This window comes from Gottfriedia sp. S16(2024) (assembly GCF_050473765.1).
Classification (GTDB): domain Bacteria; phylum Bacillota; class Bacilli; order Bacillales; family Bacillaceae_G; genus Gottfriedia.
Genome location: NZ_JBFLUO010000001.1, coordinates 3,059,492 through 3,083,274 on the forward strand (window position 1 = coordinate 3,059,492; position 23,783 = coordinate 3,083,274).

Consider the following 23,783-nt stretch of genomic DNA (forward strand, 5'->3'; position numbering starts at 1 on the left):
CGTGTATTGTTACATGTGACTTTTAAGTCAACTACGAAATCTATTTTACAAAATATTATTAAAAAGAATATAAGAATAAAAGAAAAATATGAGGTGAACCCTTTTGAAACAAAGTATCGTATATAGTCCAACTCTTCGTGAAGTACCATCAGATGCAGATATAAAAAGCCATCAATTATTATTAAGAGCAGGTTTTATTAGACAAAATGCATCTGGTATATATAGTTTCTTACCTTTAGGAAATAAAGTTCTTCAAAAAGTAGCAAATATCGTTCGAGAAGAAATGAATAATGCCGGTGCGATGGAAATGTTAATGCCATCAATGCAAGCGCAAGAATTATGGGAAGAATCAGGTCGCTGGGATAATTTTGGTCCAGAACTAATGCGTTTACGAGATCGACATGGTAGAGGATTTGCATTAGGGGCAACACATGAAGAAGTTGTAACTTCTATTATTCGCGATGAATTAAAATCATATAAAAAATTACCGATTACACTTTATCAAGTACAATCAAAATTCCGTGATGAAAAACGTCCTCGATTTGGACTACTTCGCGGGCGTGAATTTTTAATGAAAGATGCATATTCTTTCCATGCATCACAAGAAAGCTTGGATGAAGTATATGATCGTTTATTTACGGCCTATAGCAACGTATTTACTCGTTGTGGGTTAAATTTCAGAGCGGTTGTTGCTGATTCAGGAGCGATGGGTGGAAAAGATACGCATGAATTCATGGTGTTATCTGACATTGGTGAAGATACAATCGCATTTTCAAATGAATCTAGCTATGCAGCAAATATTGAAATGGCGCCAGTTGTAACGAATTACGAACCATCTGATGAGAAATTAGAAGAGGTTCAAAAAGTAGAAACGCCAAATCAAAAAACAATCGATGAAGTAATTGAATTCTTAAACTTACCGATTGAAAAAAGCATTAAATCAATTATTTTCAAAGCAGATGAAAGTTTCGTATTAGTGCTTGCTCGTGGTGACCATGAAATTAACGATATTAAATTAAAGAATTATTTAGGTGCACATTCAGTAGAGCTTGCTTCTAAAGAAGAAGTAAAAGAACTAATGAACTGTGAAATCGGATCATTAGGTCCAATTGGAGTAAAATCTGATTTATTAGTATTAGCTGATAATGCAGTTAAAGGTATTGTAAATGGTTGCTGTGGAGCAAATGAAGAAGGCTATCACTACATTAACGTAACTGTAAATAGAGACTATAATGTTAAAGATTTCCTAGACTTAAGATTTATTCAAGAAGGTGACATATCTCCAGACGGTAAAGGAACTATTTCTTTTGCAAAAGGTATTGAAGTAGGTCATGTTTTCAAATTAGGTACAAAATATTCTGAGTCTATGAATGCAACATTCCTTGATGAAAATGGTAAATCAAATCCAATCATTATGGGATGCTATGGAATCGGTGTATCTCGTACATTAGCTGCAATTGTAGAGCAATATAATGATGAAAAAGGTATTGTATGGCCTAAAAATCTAGCTCCTTTTGATGTACATGTTATTACTGTAAATACAAAGAATGAAGAGCAAGTAACTTTAGCAGACGATATTTACAAAACGTTAAAAGAGACTGGACAAGACGTATTATTAGATGACCGAAATGAACGTGTAGGTGTAAAATTTGCAGACGCTGATCTTTTCGGAATACCTGTTCGTGTAGTTGTTGGTAAAAAAGCTGCAGAAGGAATTGTAGAACTTAAAACAAGAGATGGACAAGTTAGTAAAGAAGTAGAAATTTCTAACCTTGTGAATGAAATAAATATGTTAAAATAAAATAAAAGTGGAAGCGACACCTTAAGGGAATCGCACACAAATAAAAAGTACCTCTTATTTTTTTAGAGGTACTTTCGATTTTTTTACACATAAAAAGGTTGGTGAAAAAATGGGACAAACTCGTCAGGAGCGGTTTCAGCTATTATTAGATCAGCTTCAATTTCCCGAAGATATGCGAGACCTGTATTTTAAAAACGGGGAAATCGTAAATCTTGAAGTAAGTAAAAGCGAAAAAAAGTGGCAGTTTACTTTTAAAATAGAAAATGTTTTACCTTTTGCAACGTTTCAAGTATTTGTAACAAGTTTATTAAGAACTTTTAAACATATAGCAGATGTTTCAGTCGTTATTAATACAGAAAATCCAAAAATAGATGAACAAAAAGTAATTGATTATTGGTCATTTATGATTCAATCTGTTGAATCGAAATCACCTATATTACAACATGTTGAATCTGCACTACCTTCAGTTGAAAATAATAAAGTAATGATCAATTTAAATAGTCTAATTGAAGAGAATGCCTTTACAAATCGATATGTTCCTCAGCTGCAAGATTTATATCAAAAAGTAGGTTTTCCTAAGTTGTTTTTTGAGAATACGATTAAAGATAATGTTGAAGAAAAAACTGAGTTTCTTGAGAAAAAAGCTGAAGAAGATCGCAAGCGAGCGATGGAAGTACTTGTTGAATTAGAAAAGAAAGAGGCTGCTGAAGAAGCTGAAGGTGATGAGCCTCAGGGGCCTCTTGTTGTTGGATATTATATTAAGGAAACTGAAATTAATACGATCTCGTCTATCATTGAAGAAGAAAAACGAGTCGTTCTTCAAGGATTTGTATTCGATTCTGAAATTCGTGAACTTAAGAGCGGCCGTGTCTTAATTACCTTTAAAATAACTGATTACACGAGCTCAATACTAGTTAAAATGTTCTCTAGAGATAAAGAAGATATCCCAATGTTAAATAAAATTAAAAAGGGTATGTGGGTAAAAGTTAGAGGATCGGTACAAAACGATACATTTGTACGTGATTTAGTCATGATTGCAAATGATATAAATGAAATTACTCCAGATGAACGCAAGGACGAAGCTCCAGAAGGAGAGCGTAGAATTGAGTTACATGCTCATACACATATGAGCCAAATGGATTCAGTCGTTTCAGCAGGTGATTTAGTCAAACAAGCAAGTAAGTTTGGACATGAAGCAATTGCAATAACGGATCATGCAGTTGTTCAATCCTTCCCAGAGGCATTTGGAGCAGGGAAAAAACATGGTGTTAAAATACTATACGGTGTTGAAATAAATCTAGTAAACGATGGTGTACCAACAGCATATAATCCATCTCATGTCTCTTTAGAAGAAGCAACTTATGTTGTATTTGACGTAGAGACAACAGGTCTTTCTGCAGTTTATGACACGATCATCGAGTTAGCTGCTGTAAAGATTCATAAAGGTGAAATCATTGACCGATTTGAACGATTTGCAAATCCACATCATTCACTATCTGCAACTACGATTGAATTGACGGGAATTACTGACGAAATGGTAAGAGATGCCCCAAATATTGATGTGGTACTTCGTGAGTTTAAAGAGTGGATGGGTGACGATATACTAGTAGCTCATAATGCCTCTTTTGATATGGGCTTTATTCAAATGGGCTTTAAAAAATATGAAATTGGTATTACAAATAACGGTGTAATTGATACGCTTGAGTTAGCTAGAACTTTGTATCCAGATTTTAAAAACTTTCGATTAAATACACTTTGTAAAAAATTCGATATTAACTTAACACAACATCATAGAGCGATTTACGATGCTGAGGCCACTGGCTTCTTACTCCTAAAAATGCTAAAAGATGCTGCAGAGCAGGATATGTATTATCATGATGAGCTAAATAATAACATGGGGAAAGGTGATGCTTATAAACGAGCAAGACCATCACATGCAACACTATTAGCTACGAATGAAACGGGATTAAAAAACTTATTTAAAATTGTTTCTTATTCTCATATCCATTATCATCATCGAGTTGCAAGGGTTCCTAGATCATTATTAGTGAAACATCGCGAAGGAATATTAGTTGGATCTGCATGTGATAAAGGTGAAGTTTTTGAAGCAAGTGTTCAAAAATCTCCTGAAGAAGCAGAAAAGCTAATGGAGTTTTACGATTATATCGAAGTATTGCCGCCAGAGACACTTTTACATTTAGTGGAATTAGAAATTGTTCGAAATGAACAACATTTAAGAGAAGTCATTTCAAAGCTTGTAAAAATGGCTGAAAAGGTAGAAAAAATTGTAGTTGGAACTGGTAACGTTCATCACTTACAAAAAGAAGATCAAATTTATCGAAAAATATTAGTTGGTTCTCAAGGTGGAGCAAATCCATTAAATCGTCATCGATTACCAGATGTTCATTTTAGAACAACAAATGAGATGCTATCTTCATTCGCATTTTTAGGAGAAGAAAAAGCAAAAGAAATAGTCGTTACAAATACTCAAAAAATTGCTAGTTTAATTGAAGATATTAAACCAATTAAGGATGACCTATATACTCCAAAAATTGAAGGCGCTGAAGATGAAGTTCGTGACATGAGCTATGAAATGGCTAGATCTATTTACGGAGAACAATTACCTGAAATTGTAGAAGCCCGTCTTGAAAAAGAGTTAAAAAGTATTATTGGGCATGGTTTTGCCGTAATTTACTTGATTTCGCATAAACTGGTTAAAAAATCATTAGATGATGGATATCTAGTAGGTTCAAGGGGATCTGTAGGTTCATCATTAGTAGCGACCATGACGGAAATAACGGAAGTAAATCCACTTCCACCACATTACGTCTGTCCTAATTGTAAACACTCAGAGTTTTTCAATGATGGATCTGTAGGTTCTGGATTCGATTTACCGAACAAAGATTGTCCAGAATGTGGTACTGCATTTAAAAAAGATGGTCATGATATTCCTTTTGAAACCTTCCTTGGATTTAAAGGTGATAAGGTTCCCGATATCGATTTGAATTTCAGCGGTGAATATCAACCAACTGCTCACAATTATACAAAAGTACTTTTTGGTGAGGACTATGTCTATCGTGCTGGTACAATTGGTACTGTAGCTGATAAGACAGCATACGGTTACGTAAGAGGGTATGCAAATGATCATAATCTAAATTTACGTGGTGCTGAATATGATCGATTAGCTATGGGATGTACGGGTGTTAAAAGAACAACTGGACAACATCCAGGTGGAATTATAGTAGTTCCAGATTATATGGACATTTATGATTTTTCACCAATTCAATTCCCGGCTGATGATGTTAAGTCTGAATGGAAAACGACACATTTTGATTTCCATTCAATCCATGATAATTTATTAAAACTAGATATACTTGGACACGATGATCCTACCGTTATCCGTATGCTTCAAGACTTAAGTGGAATCGATCCAAAAACGATTCCAACTGATGACCCTGAAGTTATGAAAATATTTGCCGGACCAGAACCTTTAGGTGTATCTGAGGAACAAATAGGTTGTAAGACAGGAACTTATGGAATTCCTGAATTCGGAACAAAATTCGTTCGTCAAATGTTAGAAGATACGAAGCCATCTACATTTTCAGAACTAGTTCAAATTTCTGGTTTATCACATGGTACAGATGTATGGCTAGGAAATGCTTCTGAATTAATTAACAGTGGAACTTGTACACTTCCTGAAGTAATTGGTTGTCGTGATGACATCATGGTTTATTTAATATATCAAGGATTAGAGCCTTCATTAGCATTTAAAATAATGGAATCTGTTCGTAAAGGTAAGGGCGTACCAGCAGAGTGGGAAGAAGAAATGAGAAATAATAAAGTACCTGCTTGGTATATTGATTCATGTAAAAAAATTAAGTACATGTTCCCAAAAGCCCACGCTGCTGCATATGTTTTGATGGCAGTACGAATTGCATATTTCAAAGTTCACCATCCAATTCTTTATTATGCTGCATATTTTACAGTAAGAGCTGAAGATTTCGATATTGAAGCTATGATTGCTGGTCCGAGTACGATTAAAGCTAAAATTGAAGAAATTGCGATAAAAGGATTAGATGCATCAGTAAAAGAGCGAAGTTTAATGACTGTCCTAGAGTTAGCATTGGAAATGTGTGAAAGAGGTTTTTCATTTGAAAAAATGGATTTATATCGATCAAGTGCAGATGAATTTTTAGTAAATGGTAACAAATTAATCCCACCATTTAATTCGATTCCTGGATTAGGAACGAATGCGGCTAAAAATATTGTTGCATCTAGAGAAGACGGAGAATTCCTTTCGAAAGAAGACCTACAACAAAGAAGTAAAATTTCAAAAACAGTATTAGAGTATTTAGATAAACAAGGCTGTTTACAAAACTTACCTGATCAAAACCAATTATCACTTTTCGATGGCTTTTAACAGTTTGCAAAACTTGGGAATTATGGTATAGTAGAGACAGATGTAATTTAGCACGGGATTTTTCTTGAAGAGCAGGGGCAACCTGCTCTTTCTTATTACCCTTATGACCCAATTCATCTCTTGCGTAGTTTGAAACTTGAATTTTAAGTTACAATAATTGCGTAAATTGGAAATACTAAAGATAATTTCCCTGCTAAATAGCAGGGAATTTTCATCTTGTAATGTTTGGAAGGAGGATACTTCTTGAGTAAGAAGGTCACAGAGGTTGTATCAGAATTAGCACAACCAATAATTGAACAACTAGGATTAGAGTTAGTTGATGTAGAATACGTAAAAGAAGGAAAAGACTGGTTCCTTCGAGTATTTATAGATAGTGAGTCTGGAATTGATTTGGAGCAATGTGCTGCAGTAAGTGAAAAACTAAGTGAAGTCTTAGATGAAAAAGATCCAATTGAAAACCTATATTTTTTAGATGTTTCATCACCAGGTGCTGAGCGTCCTTTAAAGAAAGAACAAGATTTTATAAAAGCAATTGGAAAACAAGTTTTCATTAAAACTTACGAACCAATCCTTGACGAAAAGAAATTTGAAGGGAAATTAATTTCCTACACGTCAGAGGAAGTTCAGTTAGAGTTAACAATTAAAACAAGAAAAAAAATGATTACAATTCCAACACCAAAAATCGCAAGTGCAAGACTTGCTGTTACGTTTTTCTAAGTAGGGGGTACTTTTAATGAGTTCGGAGTTATTAACAGCATTAGAAATAATTGAAAGAGAAAAAGGAATTAGTAAAGATGTCGTAATTGAAGCGATTGAAGCAGCTTTAATTTCAGCATATAAACGTAATTTTAATCAAGCACAAAATGTTCGAGTTGATTTTAACCTACATAATGGTTCAATTCGTGTTTTTGCAAGAAAAGAAATAGTTAGCAATGTGTTTGATACACGTTTAGAAATTACAGTTGAAGAAGCACAACAACATAATCCAAATTTTATGGTAGGAGATATCATTGAATTAGAAGTAACTCCTAAAGATTTTGGACGAGTTGCTGCAACTACTGCTAAGCAAGTAGTAACACAAAGAGTACGTGAAGCAGAACGCGGTGTAATCTACTCAGAATATATTGACCGCCAAGAAGATATGATGACAGGTACAGTTCAACGTATCGATTCACGCGCAATTTATGTTAACTTAGGTAAAATTGAAGCAGTACTTCCTGTAACTGAACAAATTCCAACTGAGAAATACAGAATCCATGATCGCATTAAAGTATTTGTTACAAAAGTTGAAAAAACTTCAAAAGGTCCACAAATTTTTGTATCACGTACTCACCCTGGATTATTAAAGCGTTTATTTGAAACAGAAGTACCTGAAATTTATGATGGTGTTGTAGAAATTCGTTCAGTAGCGCGAGAAGCGGGTGACCGTTCTAAGATTTCAGTATATACAAGCAACCCTGATTTAGATCCAGTAGGTGCTTGTGTAGGTCAAAAAGGTCAACGTGTGCAATCAATTGTTAATGAATTAAAAGGTGAAAAAATTGATATTGTACGTTGGTCATCAGATCCAGTTGAATTTGTTGCAAATGCATTAAGTCCATCTCAAGTTATTAGAGTTTTAGTAAATGAAGAAGAAAAAGCAACTACAGTTGTAGTACCAGATCACCAATTATCTCTTGCAATTGGAAAAAGAGGTCAAAATGCTAGATTAGCTGCGCGTTTAACTGGTTGGAAAATTGATATTAAATCACAGTCAGATGCAGATAAAATTGGTATTGACTATACATCACCAGCGCAAGAAGTAACTGTATCTAATGATGATTTCGATGCTTACGCTGACGACTTTAATGAGGAGTGAGTAAACTCATGAATCGAAAAATTCCTTTACGTAAGTGTGTTGTAACACAAGAAATGAAACCAAAAAAAGAATTAATCAGAATTGTTCGTTCTAAAGAAGGAGAAGTATCCATTGATCCAAGTGGAAAAAAATCAGGTCGTGGAGCTTACTTAACAAAATCTGTTGAAGTTGTAAAACAAGCGCAGCAAAAAAATACTTTAGAACAGCAATTAAACGCTAAAATTGATGCTAGTTTATATGAAGAACTTTTAGCGTATATTGAAAAGGAAAAAGCATGACAAACAAAGGATTGTCTTTATTAGGACTTGCAGCTAGAGCTCGTAAAGTGGTTTCAGGCGAAGAGTTAGTTGTAAAAGAAGTCCAACAAAAAAGAGCAAAACTAGTTATTTTGTCAAAGGATGCTTCCGATTTAACTGCGAAGAAAATAAAAGACAAGACAACTTTTTACAATACTCCACTTTGTTATGTTGAAAATCGCTTTGAATTAGGGCACGCTATTGGGAAAGACGCTCGAGTGGTCGTTGCAATTACTGATCAAGGATTTGCAACAAAACTTCAGACATTATTAAATTAATGGACTAATCTGGGGGTGAACGTATGACGAAAATTAGAATTTATGAGTATGCTAAAAAGCAAAATGTTTCAAGTAAGGAAATTATTGAAAGACTCAAGGATTTAAAAATCGAAGTAAAGAATCATATGGCCACAATTGCAGAGGATATTGTTGAAAAATTAAATAAAAGTTTTCAACCAAAGTCTGTAGAGATAAAACAACCCCAAAAAGCTGTGTCCAAATCTTCTTTTAAGGTAATTCCTGCATTTAATGTAGAAGCTAGTGAAGAGCTTGATTTTGAAGTAGACTATCAATTAGAAGATACGAAAGAAAAATCAAAAAAGAACAGTAATAAAAAGAAAAAGACTGATAGCCAAAAGCAAAGCAGTCAAAATGAAGATCGACAAACGACAGGGATAAAGAAAGGCAATCAAAATATGAATCATAAAAATAACTCAACCGAGAACACCTCAAATAAAATTATCTTCTCAGGTTCTTTAAAAGTATCTGAGCTTGCAAAAAAATTAGGTAAAGAACCATCAGAATTAATTAAAAAATTATTTATGCTAGGCATTATGGCGACAATTAACCAAGACCTTGATAAAGATACGATCGAATTACTAGCTAGTGATTACGGAGTTGAAGTTGAAGAGGAAGTTATTGTTGATGAAAATGACTTCGAAAGCTTTATTGATGAAGCTGATGATGAAGCTACTCTACAAGAACGTCCACCAGTTGTAACGATTATGGGTCACGTTGACCATGGTAAAACAACTTTACTTGACTATATTCGTAAATCAAAGGTAACTGCTGGAGAAGCAGGTGGAATCACTCAGCATATTGGTGCTTACCAAGTAGAAATCGAAGGAAAGAAAATTACGTTCTTAGATACGCCTGGTCACGCAGCATTTACAACAATGCGTGCACGTGGAGCACAAGTTACTGATATTACGATTATCGTTGTAGCAGCTGATGACGGTGTTATGCCACAAACAGTTGAAGCGATCAATCACGCAAAAGCAGCAGAAGTACCTATTATTATTGCTGTGAATAAAATGGATAAAGAATCTGCAAACCCAGATCGCGTAATGCAGGAATTAACTGAACACGGTATTGTTTCTGAAGCATGGGGTGGAGACACAATCTTTGTTCCTATTTCAGCATTAAACGGTAACGGTGTTGATCAGTTACTTGAAATGATTCTTTTAGTTAGTGAAGTAGAAGAATATAAAGCAAATCCTACCCGTAAAGCACTAGGTACTGTAATTGAAGCTGAATTAGACAAAGGTAAAGGTGCAGTTGCAACTTTATTAGTTCAAAATGGTACATTAAAAGTTGGAGATCCAATTGTAGTTGGTACTTCATTTGGTCGTGTACGTGCGATGGTAAATGACTTAGGTCGTCGAATTAAAGAGGCTGGTCCATCAATGCCAGTTGAAATTACTGGTTTAAATGAAGTTCCTCAAGCAGGTGACCGTTTTATGGTATTTGCTGACGAGAAACGTGCGCGTCAAGTTGGTGAAGCACGTGCTTCACAAGCAGTTCTTCAACAACGTAGTGAAAGCTCTAAATTATCTCTTGAAGATTTATTTGCTCAAATTCAAGAAGGTAATGTAAAAGAAATCAATCTAATTGTTAAAGCTGACGTTCAAGGTTCTGTTGAAGCGATGGCTGCTTCATTACAAAAAATTGAAGTAGAAGGCGTAAAAGTTAAAATCATCCACACAGGCGCTGGTGCAATTACTGAATCTGATGTAATTTTAGCTTCTGCATCTAATGCGATTATTATTGGTTTCAACGTACGTCCTGATGTAAATGCAAAACGTACTGCAGACTTAGAAAATGTAGATATTCGATTACACCGCATTATTTACAAAGCAATTGAGGAAATTGAATCTGCGATGAAAGGTATGTTAGACCCAGAGTTTGAAGAAAAAGTAATCGGTCAAGCAGAAGTTCGTCAAGTATTCAAAGTATCAAAAGTTGGTACAATTGCTGGATGTTATGTAACTGATGGGAAAATCACTCGTGACAGCGGTGTACGTTTAATTCGTGATGGTATCGTTGTATTCGAAGGTCAATTAGACACACTAAAACGTTTCAAAGATGACGTTAAAGAAGTAGCGACAAACTACGAATGTGGTATCACGATCGAGAAATACAATGATATTAAAGAAGGCGACGTAATCGAAGCTTACGTAATGGAAGAAATTAAACGTAAGTAATAACGAAAAGTGGAAAAAGCTTGCCCAGCTCTGAAGGGAATATCTCCGACAACTTGAAGAAGTGGTGGTTTGTCCACTTCGAAAGTAGTTGGAATATTACCGAAGAGCTAGCTTTTGGAACTAGACATTACAATATTTTCTTTTAAAAGATGATATTATAATTGGAAATAAATAATGGACTTATCACAATTGAATAAGTTCAGCATAATAAATAATTATTTATACAATTAGTTAAACTAATCGTATGAAAGCACGAATTGTTTTGCTTTGTAAGATTGAGGTGAAAGTATGAAAGTAAGAGCACATCGTGTTGGGGAACAAATGAAGAAAGAACTTGGTGAGATTATCGGTAGAAAAATTAAAGATCCAAGAATCGGCTTCGTAACAGTTACTGATGTTCAAGTAACAGGTGACCTTCAACAAGCTAAAGTCTATATTTCAGTATTAGGTGACGATGAACAACGTCAAAATACATTAATTGGATTAGCGAAAGCAAAAGGATTTATTCGTTCTGAAATTGGTCAACGTATTCGTTTACGTAAGACGCCAGAATTAATTTTTGAATTTGATGAATCAGTCGATTATGGTAATCGAATTGAGACATTGCTAACTCAAATTAATAAAGAGAATAACTGATAATGAATGGATAGGCGAGTGATTCGTCTATCCATTTTTCATCATGCTAAAAAATAAACAATAGGTGATAAGATGAATGGTGTAATTGCACTGAATAAACCAGCGGGTCTTACCTCTCATGATTGTGTCTTTAAAATAAGAAAGATTTTAAAGACAAAAAAAGTCGGTCATACAGGAACCCTTGATCCAGAAGTAACGGGCGTCTTGCCAATATGTGTAGGTGAAGCTACAAAGCTAATACCATATTTAACCGATGATCGGAAAAAATATATTGGTGAAATTACTTTAGGGTTTTCTACAACAACTGAGGATGCTCATGGTGAAATTATTGATCAAAAGAAGGTTGATCGAGTTATTACTCGTGAAGAAATTTTAAATGTATTAAATCAATTAACAGGAGATATAAGTCAAACTCCTCCTATGTACTCTGCTGTAAAAGTAAATGGCAAAAAGCTATATGAATACGCTAGAGCTGGAATTGTAGTTGAACGTCCAACTAGAACCGTTACAATATTTGAAATTATTTTACTTGATGATCGAGAAGTATTTGAAGGAGATACAATTTCTTTTAAATTTGAAGTTTTCTGTAGTAAAGGTACATATATAAGAACTTTAGCTGTTCAAATAGGTGAAATTTTAGGATTCCCTGCTCACATGTCTTATTTAACTAGAACAAAAGCAGGAGCATTTACGATTGATGATTGCGTTACTTTTGCTGAATTAGAAGAAAATGCTAATGATTTTACTTTAGATCGTGTAATGTTATCGATGGAGCAAGCTCTTGATGAGTATCCACGTCTAACTGTGACTACTGAAGAAGAAGTAAGAGTATTTAATGGTGGATTTTTTCCTAATACGATGAACTGTAAAGAAGGGGAATATATTGCAGTTTACAACGAAAATAATAGAATTATTGCAATGTACACTCCAAACCCTAAAAATAATAATGTAATTAAACCGACAAGAGTATTTCATAACCAATAGAAAAAACTATATAAATTTTATTCATTGTTCTATAATGGGAAAAGAGACTTGATTATAGAAAAGGTGATATATATGACAAAAATAATAAAAATCACCCATCCTCATTCAATAAAAAAAGAAGATTGTAAAGAAACGGTCTTAGCACTTGGCTTTTTTGATGGAGTACATAAAGGTCATCAACAAGTCATAAAAGCTGCCAAAGAAATTGCGGATGAAAAAGGATTATTATTATCAGTGATGACATTCGATCCACATCCATCTGCAATTCTTGGAAATCGTGATGATGCGATTTCCTATTTAACACCTTTGGAGCTAAAAGTGAAGTGGATGGAGAAACTTTGTGTAGACCAATTATTTGTTGTTGAATTTTCAGAGGAATTTGCTTCCCTACTACCACAAGAATTTGTCGATCAATACATTATTTCTTTAAATGCAAAACATGTTGTAGCTGGATTTGATTTTTCATTTGGAAAATATGGTAAAGGGAATATGGAATCATTACCATTTCATTCTAGAGGTGAATTTACACAATCAACCATTTCAAAATTCGTTTTAGACAATGAGAAAGTAAGTTCAACACGAATTAGAGAAGCGATAAAAGCTGGTGAAATGGAAGAAGCAACCCACTTACTTGGCAGACAGTATCAAATTAAAGGGATCGTTGTAGATGGTGACAAACGTGGTCGAACAATTGGATTCCCAACAGCTAATATTTCTGTTTCCATTCCGTATGCATTACCTTCAGTAGGTGTTTATGCTGTAAAATGTATTGTTAATGGTGAATTATATGAAGGTATGTGTAATATTGGATACAAACCAACTTTCTATCATGAGTTCCAAAAACAAACAATTGAAGTAAATATTTTTGATTTTAATGAAGATATTTACGGAAAAGAAGTTGAAATTTTTTGGTATGCTAGAATACGTGATGAAAAGAAGTTTAATGGTATAAATGAACTAATCGATCAATTACAAAAAGATCGTGAAACTGTAAAAAATTATTTCAGAGAATAACTAATTTAGAATACTTGCTTTTATAAATAAAACAATGTAATATTAGTAAAGTACTTGAAAAACCGTTGCTTGGCAAATCGATTCACCGACGACTGCTAGGTGATAGGTGTTCAATAATATTATTATGAGGTGAAAAAACATGGCATTAACTCAAGAACGTAAAAACGAAATTATCAGCACTTACAAAACTCATGCGAACGATACTGGTTCTCCAGAAGTTCAAATCGCAGTTTTAACTGAAAACATTAACTCTTTAAATGGGCACTTACGTACTCACAAAAAAGATCACCACTCTCGTCGTGGTTTATTAAAAATGGTTGGTAAGCGTCGTAACTTACTTAACTACTTACGTAACAAAGACATTACTCGTTACCGTGAATTAATTAACAAATTAGGTTTACGTCGTTAATTTCGAGTATTAATTTGATACTTTAAGAAAAAGCGGGATTCTTCCCGCTTTTTCTTATACATATCGATTTAAAATTACTGATGAATTGTATTTTAAATTTATAAATATTTATTCTCTTTTTCTCGTTAGTTGATTTCTTTACTAAACATAGGAGATAATAGAGAATATACGATTTTTTTACATAATTAGTTTAGACTTTGAATTGTAAATTAGAGAGGGGTATTTATACCATATGGAACAACAAAAGCACGTTTTTTCCACGGAGCTTGCTGGTAAAACTCTTACTGTTGAAGTAGGACAATTAGCAAAGCAAGCAAATGGAGCAGTTTTAGTAAGATACGAAGATACTGTCGTATTAGCAACAGCAACTGCATCAAAGGAACCTAAAAAAGTTAGCTTTTTCCCATTAACAGTAAACTACGAAGAGCGTTTATATGCAGTAGGTAAAATTCCTGGTGGATTTATTAAACGTGAAGGTAGACCAAGTGAAAAAGCAATATTAGCGAGTCGACTAATTGACCGCCCAATTCGACCATTATTTGCAGATGGATTCCGTAATGAAGTACAGGTAATCAGCATGGTAATGAGCGTTGATCAAGATTGTTCATCAGAAATGGCTGCTATGTTTGGTAGTTCTCTAGCTCTATGTGTATCTGACATTCCTTTTAACGGCCCAATTGCTGGTGTTGTAGTTGGTCGTATTAATGGCGAATTTGTTATTAATCCAACTGTTGAGCAAGCTGAAAACAGTGACATTCATTTAACAGTTGCTGGAACGAAAGATGCAATTAACATGGTTGAAGCTGGAGCTAATGAAGTGCCAGAAGAAGTAATGCTTGAAGCAATTATGTTTGGACATGAAGAAATTAAAAAATTAATCGCATTCCAAGAAGAAATAGTAGCACAAATTGGAAAAGAAAAAATGGAAATTAAGCTTCATGAACTTGATGCTGAATTAGAAAAACAAATTCGCGATATTTGTGAAACAGAATTAAATGCAGCTATTCAAGTTCATGAAAAACATGCTCGTGAAGCTGCGATCAATGAAGTAAAAGAACGTGTTGTACTTCAGTTTGAAGAAAATGAAGCGGACGAAGAGATTATTGGACAAGTTAAAGAAATCCTTTCAATGCTAGTAAAAGAAGAAGTGCGTCGTTTAATCACAGTTGAAAAAGTTCGTCCTGATGGAAGAAAATTAGATGAAATCCGTCCATTATCATCACAAGTTGGTTTATTACCACGTACTCATGGTTCTGGATTATTCACTCGTGGACAAACTCAAGCACTAAGCATTTGTACACTAGGTGCACTAGGTGACGTGCAAATTCTTGATGGATTAGGCATAGAAGAATCAAAACGTTTTATGCACCATTATAATTTCCCACAATTTAGTGTTGGTGAAACAGGACCAATTCGTGGACCAGGTCGCCGTGAAATTGGACATGGAGCATTAGGTGAAAGAGCACTTGAGCCAAGTATTCCAGATCAAAAAGATTTCCCATACACAATCCGCCTTGTATCAGAAGTACTTGAATCAAATGGTTCTACTTCACAAGCAAGTATTTGTGCAAGTACTCTAGCAATGATGGATGCTGGTGTACCAATTAAAGCACCAGTTGCAGGTATTGCAATGGGATTAATTAAATCTGGTGAACATTATTCAGTTCTTACAGACATTCAAGGTATGGAAGATCACTTAGGTGATATGGACTTTAAAGTTGCGGGAACAGCTAAAGGTGTAACTGCACTTCAAATGGACATTAAAATTGAAGGTTTATCAGAACAAATCTTAAAAGAAGCATTAGAACAAGCAAAAATCGGTCGTATGCAAATTCTTGATTCAATGCTAGCTACAATTAGCGAACCAAGAACAGCATTATCTGAGTTTGCTCCAAAAATCTTAATGATGACAATTAACCCAGATAAAATTAAAGATGTTATTGGACCAGGTGGAAAACAAATCAATAAAATTATTGAAGAAACTGGCGTAAAAATTGACATCGAACAAGATGGAACAGTATTTATTTCATCTGTAGATCAACCTATGAATGAACGTGCAAAACAAATTATCGAAGACCTTGTTCGTGAAGTAGAAGTAGGTCAATTATACATGGGTAAAGTAAAACGAATTGAAAAATTCGGCGCATTCGTTGAAATCTTTGCAGGTAAAGATGGATTAGTCCATATTTCTGAACTTGCAGAAGAACGCATCGCAAAAGTTGAAGACGTGGTTTCACTTGGAGACGAAATCCTAGTAAAAGTAACTGAAATCGACAAGCAAGGACGAGTAAACCTATCTCGCAAAGCTGTATTAAAAGAACAAAAAGAAAAAGCTGAGCAACAATAAATGTGGAGCAAGCTCGTCCAGGTCTGAATGGAATATTACCGAAGAGCTAGCTTGCGGAACTAGACATCAAGAAAAGCGGAAGGCGTTCGCTCTGCCCCGACAAGCATAAGACAAGGACCAGTGAAGGTTGCTTTTTAACCTTTGCTGGTCCTTGGCTTATGACCTCGAGGGGCAAACGCCTGGAGCTAGACATCACGAAAAGCGGAAGTCACTAGTCTTCCTTAATAAATAAAAAAACAGGTTCATATAAAAATGAACCTGTTTTTTTTATTTATTTTACTTCCACTCCTCTTCTAAACCCACTCTTTTAATTTTCCAGAATTTAATGTGTGTGTAAAAATTTTTTGGTTACAATAAGGAAAGTAGAACTAGAAATGACCAGATCAATTAGTTATTGCTAATTTTTTCGTACATAAGTTGTAGAAGCTTGTTCTATATTATTAAAAAATATCATATTCCTTCTAGTAGGAGGGTGTCAGGAAATGAGTAAAAGTCGGTTTAAAGTCTTAGCAATCGTTATGGCATTGTTTCTAGCAATTTTAGTCGTTAGAAATCAATATACGAATCAATACGTGAGGAACTTATCTTCAAAATCGTCATTTGTAACAACAAAAACAAATGGATTATATGAAGAAATCAAAACAAAAGCGCCAACTTTCGAGATACCTCCAAAAGATGCTTATGTCGACTCGGTTTGGAAAGCAATACCCGGCTATAACGGTTTAGCAGTTGATATTAATGCGTCATATAAGAAAATGAAGACAAAAGGTAAGTTTGATCAGAATAAACTAGTATTTAAAGAAGTTTCTCCAAAAGTTCATTTAAGTGATTTACCACCATCACCAGTGTATAAAGGGAATCCTGAAAAACCAATGGTAGCATTTACAATAAATGTTGCATGGGGGAATGAATTTATTCCAAAAATGTTAGAAGTTTTAAAGAAGCATAATGCAAAAGCAACATTCTTTCTTGAAGGTAGATGGGTAAAAAATAATCCAACTGTCGCTCAACTAATCACTGCTGCAGACCAAGAAGTTGGGAATCATTCTTATACACATCCCGATATGGCAAGATTAGGTAGTCAGCAAATAAGAAATGAAATAACCGAAACAAATTCAGTTATACTAGCTACAACTGATCAAAAAGTTGTATGGTTTGCCCCTCCAAGCGGTAGTTATCGTGATGAAGTAGTTAAAATCGCTTCAAGTTTAGGTATGAAAACAATTATGTGGACAGCAGATACGATTGATTGGCAGAAACCCCCAAGAGAAGTCATTATTAATCGTGTAATGAAAAAAGTAGACAATGGTACAATCGTTCTTATGCATCCAACGAAACCGACAGCTGAGGCACTTGATGAACTTATCACAAAAATAGAGGCATCAGGTAGAAAAGTTGTAAATATTTCAACTTTATTAGATGAAAAACGGTACGATACAATTAAAAAAGTTGAAAACAAATGACAATTACTTTCAGCTTTGTTAAGATGATTGTAAAATATAGTTAAATTTTTCAATCTTATTACAAAAGTGTAAATAGATGGTGTATACATAGGAGGCATTACATGATTGTACGACATACTTGCAAAAATGGAGTCAGAGTAGTAATTGAAAATATTTCAACTGTTCGTTCAGTTGCACTTGGAGTCTGGATTAAAACAGGTTCATGCAATGAAACGGCAGAACTGAATGGTGTTTCACATTTTCTTGAGCATATGTTCTTTAAAGGCACTAAAACACGCAATGCGAAAGAAATCGCTGAAAGTTTCGATTCAATTGGTGGACAAGTAAATGCATTTACATCAAAAGAATATACTTGTTATTACGCTAAAGTGTTAGATACTCATGCTGATTACGCGTTAGAAGTATTAGGAGATATGTTTTTTAATTCTACTTTTGATGAAGGTGAATTAGAAAAAGAAAAAAATGTAGTACTTGAAGAAATCAAAATGTATGACGATACACCAGATGATTTAGTGCATGATTTATTAGGTAAAGTTATGTATGAAAATCATCCATTAGGTTATCCGATTTTAGGTACAGAAGAAACATTAAAATCTTTTAACGGCGATACTTTACGTCAGTACATGAAGGATTTTTACACTCCTGATCAAGTAGTTATTTCAATTGCGGGTAATATAGATGAATCTTTTATTAAACGTGTTGAAGATTTATTTGGAAACTATGAGGGTAAAAAGAAAGATATAAACTTTGGAATCCCTACATTACATTATGGTGAAATTGCTCGCAAAAAAGAAACAGAGCAAGCACATCTTTGTGTTGGCTATAGAGGTCTTGAACTTGGACATAGCGATTTATATCCATTAATTGCTTTAAATAATATACTTGGTGGCAGTATGAGTAGTCGATTATTCCAAGATGTTCGTGAACAAAGAGGTCTTGCATATTCAGTTTTCTCTTATCACTCTGCATATCAAGATAGCGGTACAGTTGCAATTTATGCAGGAACTGGAAAAAGCCAATTAAATCAATTGTTTGAAACAATCCAAGAAACATTAAAAGTATTAAATGCAGATGGAATAACAGAAAAAGAATTAAATAATTGTAAAGAGCAATTAAAAGGTAATTTAATGTTAGGCTTAGAAAGCACAAATAGCAGAATGAGCCGTAATGGTAAAAATGAATTAATGCTAGGTAACCACCGTACTTTAGATGAAGTAATTCAACTAATTGATGGTGTAACAATTGATAAAGTAAATGATATTGCGAGGTTTGTATTTACAGATGATTATGCAATTTCATTAGTAAGTCCTGACGGAGTAATTCCAACAAATATTAAACATTAAGTTGAAAAATTAGAGGATCCTGTATTGGATGCTCTTTTTTATTTTTCAAGTGATCGAGAATAGAAATGGTATCTTTAGTATTAAGAAGAAAAATTTTTATTACTAAGATTTTAATAGTTTTTCATTACTGCACCTTAATTTTAGAAAGAATCTTCACCAATGCAATGGAAGATTCATAAGATATTTAGGAGAAAGATGTTAGGCGGTAGTCCTGCTTACAGAGATTAATTTCCATTTACCATAGTGAAGTAAAGAAGGTGAATGCTGCATGTTAACTGGCTTGCATATTGCTGTTATTGGTGGGGACGCCAGACAGCTGGAAGTTATTCGGAAGTTAACAGAGTTAGACGCAAAGGTAACATTAATAGGCTTTGAACAATTAGATAGTGGCTTTACCAGTGCATCAAAAGAATTAATTGCGGATGCTGATTTTAAAGATCTAGATGCAATCCTTTTACCTGTACCAGGTACGAATAATGAAGGAGTTGTCGATACAATTTTTTCAAATGAGAAAGTCGTGCTGACAAAAGAAATTTTAGACAGTACTCCTTCGCATTGTACGATTTATTCTGGAATAAGTAACTCTTACTTAGATAGTATTGTTACAGCTTCAAATCGAAAGTTAGTAAAATTATTTGAACGAGACGATGTAGCTATTTATAATAGTATTCCGACAGTTGAAGGTACGATCATGATGGTCATACAACATACGGAATACACAATTCATAATTCGAAAGTAGCCGTATTAGGTTTAGGTCGTACAGGAATGAGTGTTGCGAGGACTTTTCATAGTTTGGGTGCAAAAGTAAAAGTAGGGGCTCGTAAATCCGAACATATTGCTAGAATTGTTGAAATGGGCTTAGAAGCTTTTGAATTTAAGAACATTGAAGAGGCCTTAAAAGATGTCGATGTTGTTATTAATACTGTTCCTGTTCAAATCGTTACAGCAAGTGTCATTTCAAGATTACAACCACATGCACTAATCATTGATTTAGCATCTAAACCTGGTGGAACAGATTTCCGTTATGCTGAAAAAAGAGGTATTAAGGCATTATTAGCACCAGGTTTACCAGGAATCGTTGCTCCTAAAACAGCAGGTCAAATAATTGGAAACGTACTAACACAGCTATTAAAAGTAGAATTAGACAAAAGGAAGGAGCAACCAAAATGACGTTGAAAGGTAAGAAAATTGGATTTGGTATTACAGGATCACATTGTACTTATGAAGAGGTAGTACCTCAAATTCAAAAGTTAGTGGATGATGGAGCTGACGTATACCCTGTTGTTACTTTTACTGTAAAAAGCACAACAACACGATTTGGTGTAGGAGAAGACTGGATCGAAAAAATAGAAGAAATTACAGGGCGTAAAACAGTTGATTCAATTGTAGGAGCAGAACCATTTGGTCCAAAAGTACAATTAGATTGTATGGTAATTGCACCGTTAACAGGAAATTCAATGAGTAAGTTTGCTAATGCTCAAACTGATAGCCCTGTTTTAATGGCAGCTAAGGCTACTTTGAGAAATGGAAAACCTGTTGTTTTAGGTATTTCTACAAACGATGCTTTAGGTTTAAATGGAACTAATTTAATGTGACTTAGATGGTAATACCAAATCAGTTAACAAGTTCACCTGGGGAGCTTCGGGTAAAGAATAAGTGTAAAATCATCTAGTTTTTGATGTGGTTCTTTTTGATACTCAACTTTAAATAAAACCGATTTAAGCAGTCGATTTTTGAGTTCTATATCAGTTGTTTTGTAATATAAATCCAAAACTTTTTCAAAGGTTGGAATAAATTGTTCGTTTAGCAACTCTCTATTGTGGTATTTAGCCAGTTCATCCAAAATTAATGTCTTACTATTTGAAAGTTCTTTTAGTTGATTAGAGAGGATTTCAGAACGTTCATTGTAAATCGATTCATCATAAACACCACGTTCTAGTAAATTAAATAAATTATTTTTTTGTTTTGCTAATTCACTTAAATCATTTTCGATTTGTTTAAGTGCTTGCTTTTTTAAATTAATTACTTCAAAATCTTCCTCGACGGTTTGATTGGTAAAACTTATTTTGTACTCTTTTAACCAAATTTCTAACCCTTGTAAGAGTTTCTCTTCAATTAAATGGGTATAGGAAGAGCGGGTATTACAGCGGTTATTTGTACACACAATTTGTCTAGGTTTGCCTTTTGGATAACGCTGCTGTAATTTTGATCCGCATTTACTGCAAAAAATTATTCCAGCTAGCTGATTACTTAATTTACTATTATAAGGAGCATGGTATCGACTACTTAAAATATCTTGTGCCACATTGTATATTTCAAGATCAATGATTGCTTCATGTTTTCCATCAACAATTAACCAGTCAGATTTTGGTTTTCTAATACCCTTACTTGATTTTTTATTCCAAGTGACCTTTCCAATATAAATAGGATTTTTTATCATCTCCAAAATGGTATGGTAACTCCACTTTTTTCCAGTATAGGAAGGGATATTCATTTGATTTAAACGGTTAGCTATTTCATTTGCACCAATCAAATCCTTCGTATACCATTCAAAAATACTTTTTACTACCTTTGCCTGATTGCTATTAATACGTAATGAACGGAATTCCTTCGTTTCATAAATCTCATATCCATAAGGTGCAAAGGTTCCTAAATAATTTCCTCTTTGGACTGATAAAATCCGGCCCCGTTGAAGCCTACGAGTAATTATTTTTAATTCTTTTCGCGCCATAAATGCCTCAAATTCACTGTATTCCTCATCAAACTCATCATGAAGGTCATAGGTCTTTCTTGGTGTAATAATTTTTGTTCTAGATGATTTAAACGTCTCTAAAATAATACCCTGTTCCTTCATATTACCACGTCCAAGACGATCCATATCCATTACTAACACACCATCATATTTAAATTCTTCAACTTCTTGTAAAAGCTTTAACATTTCTGGCCGGTAAACAAGTGATTCACCAGATGCAATTTCCTGTCGGATACAAATGATCTTTAAATCATTTTCCTTAGCGAATTTTAAAAGCTGCTCCTTATGCTTTGATAAGGTCTCACCTTCACCTCTAGCCTCTGCATCTATATCTGCTCGACTTTTACGTAAGTACAATGCAACCCGTTCCATTTAATCACCTCATAGACTATATATATGTCTAATTAAGGAATTAATTAATTTTTGAATCAATAGAAAACAAAAGGTTGGTTAGTCCGTAATAAAACTAAACATACAATGAATTATGGGGGTGGTGATACTGAGTAAACAAACAGAATTTACTGCTACCTATCAATTTGGAAAAACAAAAGTAAATATAATTGCGCCAAATGATGTTACAGAAGAAACTAGAAAGAAAATTATTGAAGAAATTCATACGATTGGCTGGAAGATTGTTAAAGAAGAATTGTATAAGAAAAATGATCAGTAAGATGAATTTAGAAAGCACCTAAAAAAGGGGTGCTTTTTTATTTATTATCTTGATCAATGAAGATTTAGCTATTATACCAAGTGTCTAAATTGCTTAGGTTAACAATTTTTTGTACTTTTATAACGGTAAAAAACTAAATATGCAATTAATTTATCTGCAGATATAATAAGGACCATAATCAAGTTGAATCATGTATTTCAGAAAAATTCTGAGACAGATTATTCAAAAATCTGTCATTTTTTTTGCATAACGCTCGTAATTATAGTGATAGTGATTCTAAATATTCATCATGGAGAGGGATGTTGGTTATTATCGAATATCATTTAAAAAAACAATTTTTTACAATGGAAAAATTGATCGAACGTAAACTAGCTGATCAATTAATATTAAATGTAAGAATAAAAGATGTCTTAGAACTAGCTTATAATAACTGGGCTTTAGATTATGCTAAAGGTGTAGTTGCTTTTAATCTTACAAATGGTGAATTAATAGGCTATTCACTTAAAGATAAAAATAATAGAACTAGAAACGAATATGAGATTATTATTTTTGAACTAGATGCAAATGTTGACGTGGAGGATGTAACTGTTTTGATGGGAAATATTGGCATTCGAGCTGTACGGAAATTTTTTGAAATCGACGATGAAACTTTTTCAAAGAATATGGTGTTTTGGACAGAAACCTATTTGCGTTTTCATAATTTGACGATTAAATCAATTAGAGATCGGTTTTTAAAGGTGTTATTTACTGATTATAAACAAACCTTTTATCATACTTGCATTAAAAAACAACTTGATACTGCTTACGCTAAATATAGCGTTCATTACAATCATTAGGGTGAGATATTACAAATTATTTTCCAAAGCTTAATTTTTTGTTTCAATCCCCTATTAAATCCTTTAATCGACTCCTTTTAAAGTCAATTATTATGTGTCCCAAACCAAAGATATTCCATTTAGATCGGTATTATCCTCTAAGTCATAATTTAATGCGTTTAATGAGTACAAAACATATCTATTTTATTCCCTTTGGTCAAGATGATCCAATAAAAAAACCGAATTCATTAGTGGCAAGAATGGATTCATTACTAGATACGGTGAAATCTTCTATTGAAGGCAAACAACTTCAACCTGTTTTAGTTGAAAAATATCGCGATCTACAATAAATATTTTAGAAAAAATAGGACTGAATTATTTTTTCTATGTTAGAATGAAGAAAATTGAGTATGTGTCATTAGGATACATACTCGTTACTATGAAAAGAATTATTCAAGCGAAAACCTTTGAATATAAACTTCATTTGACGTA

18 protein-coding genes and 2 pseudogenes are annotated in these 23,783 nt (G+C 33.7%); 19 read left to right on the forward strand and 1 reads right to left on the reverse strand.

The features are described from left to right. Positions 1-103 precede the first annotated feature (103 nt). The 16 genes and pseudogenes from AB1282_RS14305 to dpaB all read left to right on the forward strand — a co-directional run. Complete coding sequence (locus tag AB1282_RS14305; protein ID WP_056470837.1) at positions 104-1,801, forward strand: proline--tRNA ligase; 1,698 nt, start codon at positions 104-106, stop codon at positions 1,799-1,801. A 109-nt stretch (positions 1,802-1,910) separates the two neighbouring features. Next, positions 1,911-6,221, forward strand: coding sequence for a PolC-type DNA polymerase III (locus AB1282_RS14310; RefSeq protein ID WP_429899376.1), 4,311 nt, complete (start codon positions 1,911-1,913; stop codon positions 6,219-6,221). A gap of 243 nt (positions 6,222-6,464) precedes the next feature. Continuing rightward, positions 6,465-6,938 (forward strand): ribosome maturation factor RimP, encoded by a 474-nt coding sequence (rimP, locus tag AB1282_RS14315; protein WP_056470832.1) that lies wholly within the window; start codon positions 6,465-6,467, stop codon positions 6,936-6,938. 16 nt (positions 6,939-6,954) lie between these two features. Further along, positions 6,955-8,079, forward strand: coding sequence for a transcription termination factor NusA (gene nusA, locus AB1282_RS14320; RefSeq protein WP_056470828.1), 1,125 nt, complete (start codon positions 6,955-6,957; stop codon positions 8,077-8,079). Positions 8,080-8,087: 8 nt separating this feature from the next. Beyond that, positions 8,088-8,357, forward strand: coding sequence for an RNase P modulator RnpM (rnpM, locus tag AB1282_RS14325; RefSeq protein ID WP_056470825.1), 270 nt, complete (start codon positions 8,088-8,090; stop codon positions 8,355-8,357). Then, entirely contained in the window at positions 8,354-8,653 is a 300-nt protein-coding gene (locus AB1282_RS14330; protein ID WP_056470822.1) for a YlxQ family RNA-binding protein, read from the forward strand. Before rnpM ends, AB1282_RS14330 begins: the two co-directional genes overlap by 4 nt. Before the next feature lie 23 nt (positions 8,654-8,676). Next, positions 8,677-10,857, forward strand: a complete 2,181-nt coding sequence (gene infB, locus AB1282_RS14335) for a translation initiation factor IF-2 (protein ID WP_056470819.1) — start codon at positions 8,677-8,679, stop codon at positions 10,855-10,857. 288 nt (positions 10,858-11,145) lie between these two features. Continuing rightward, a complete protein-coding gene (gene rbfA / locus AB1282_RS14340; protein WP_025568543.1) occupies positions 11,146-11,493 on the forward strand; it encodes a 30S ribosome-binding factor RbfA in 348 nt (115 codons plus the stop codon). A 72-nt stretch (positions 11,494-11,565) separates the two neighbouring features. Continuing rightward, a complete protein-coding gene (gene truB / locus AB1282_RS14345; protein ID WP_429899377.1) occupies positions 11,566-12,477 on the forward strand; it encodes a tRNA pseudouridine(55) synthase TruB in 912 nt (303 codons plus the stop codon). Positions 12,478-12,549: 72 nt separating this feature from the next. Continuing rightward, on the forward strand, positions 12,550-13,491 hold the full coding sequence (ribF, locus tag AB1282_RS14350; RefSeq protein WP_056470812.1) for a bifunctional riboflavin kinase/FAD synthetase: 942 nt from the start codon (positions 12,550-12,552) through the stop codon (positions 13,489-13,491). A 139-nt stretch (positions 13,492-13,630) separates the two neighbouring features. Next, entirely contained in the window at positions 13,631-13,900 is a 270-nt protein-coding gene (gene rpsO, locus AB1282_RS14355) for a 30S ribosomal protein S15 (protein ID WP_025568545.1), read from the forward strand. 232 nt (positions 13,901-14,132) lie between these two features. Next, complete coding sequence (gene pnp / locus AB1282_RS14360; protein WP_056470809.1) at positions 14,133-16,247, forward strand: polyribonucleotide nucleotidyltransferase; 2,115 nt, start codon at positions 14,133-14,135, stop codon at positions 16,245-16,247. Between the two features lie 482 nt (positions 16,248-16,729). Beyond that, a complete protein-coding gene (locus AB1282_RS14365) occupies positions 16,730-17,710 on the forward strand; it encodes a polysaccharide deacetylase family protein (RefSeq protein ID WP_056470806.1) in 981 nt (326 codons plus the stop codon). A gap of 101 nt (positions 17,711-17,811) precedes the next feature. Then, positions 17,812-19,053, forward strand: a complete 1,242-nt coding sequence (locus AB1282_RS14370; RefSeq protein ID WP_056470803.1) for a M16 family metallopeptidase — start codon at positions 17,812-17,814, stop codon at positions 19,051-19,053. Positions 19,054-19,321: 268 nt separating this feature from the next. Further along, positions 19,322-20,224, forward strand: coding sequence for a dipicolinic acid synthetase subunit A (dpaA, locus tag AB1282_RS14375; RefSeq protein WP_056470800.1), 903 nt, complete (start codon positions 19,322-19,324; stop codon positions 20,222-20,224). Then, positions 20,221-20,646 (forward strand): annotated as a pseudogene (gene dpaB / locus AB1282_RS14380) (dipicolinate synthase subunit B); the annotation flags it as partial. The gene dpaA and the pseudogene dpaB, both read left to right, overlap by 4 nt. A gap of 35 nt (positions 20,647-20,681) precedes the next feature. Here dpaB and AB1282_RS14385 read toward each other — a convergent pair. After that, positions 20,682-22,178 carry a recombinase family protein gene (locus AB1282_RS14385; protein WP_056470797.1) on the reverse strand — a complete coding sequence of 499 codons (1,497 nt, stop codon included), beginning with the start codon at positions 22,176-22,178 and terminating at the stop codon, positions 20,682-20,684. A gap of 121 nt (positions 22,179-22,299) precedes the next feature. Here AB1282_RS14385 and AB1282_RS14390 point away from each other — a divergent pair, with 121 nt between their 5' ends. The 3 genes and pseudogenes from AB1282_RS14390 to spoVFB form a co-directional block, all read left to right on the forward strand. Then, on the forward strand, positions 22,300-22,476 hold the full coding sequence (locus AB1282_RS14390; RefSeq protein ID WP_156339668.1) for a cell division protein FtsZ: 177 nt from the start codon (positions 22,300-22,302) through the stop codon (positions 22,474-22,476). Positions 22,477-22,778: 302 nt separating this feature from the next. After that, positions 22,779-23,312, forward strand: coding sequence for a hypothetical protein (locus AB1282_RS14395; RefSeq protein ID WP_390310541.1), 534 nt, complete (start codon positions 22,779-22,781; stop codon positions 23,310-23,312). Positions 23,313-23,458: 146 nt separating this feature from the next. Next, positions 23,459-23,641: pseudogene (spoVFB, locus tag AB1282_RS14400) on the forward strand (dipicolinate synthase subunit B); the annotation flags it as partial. Positions 23,642-23,783 lie beyond the last annotated feature (142 nt).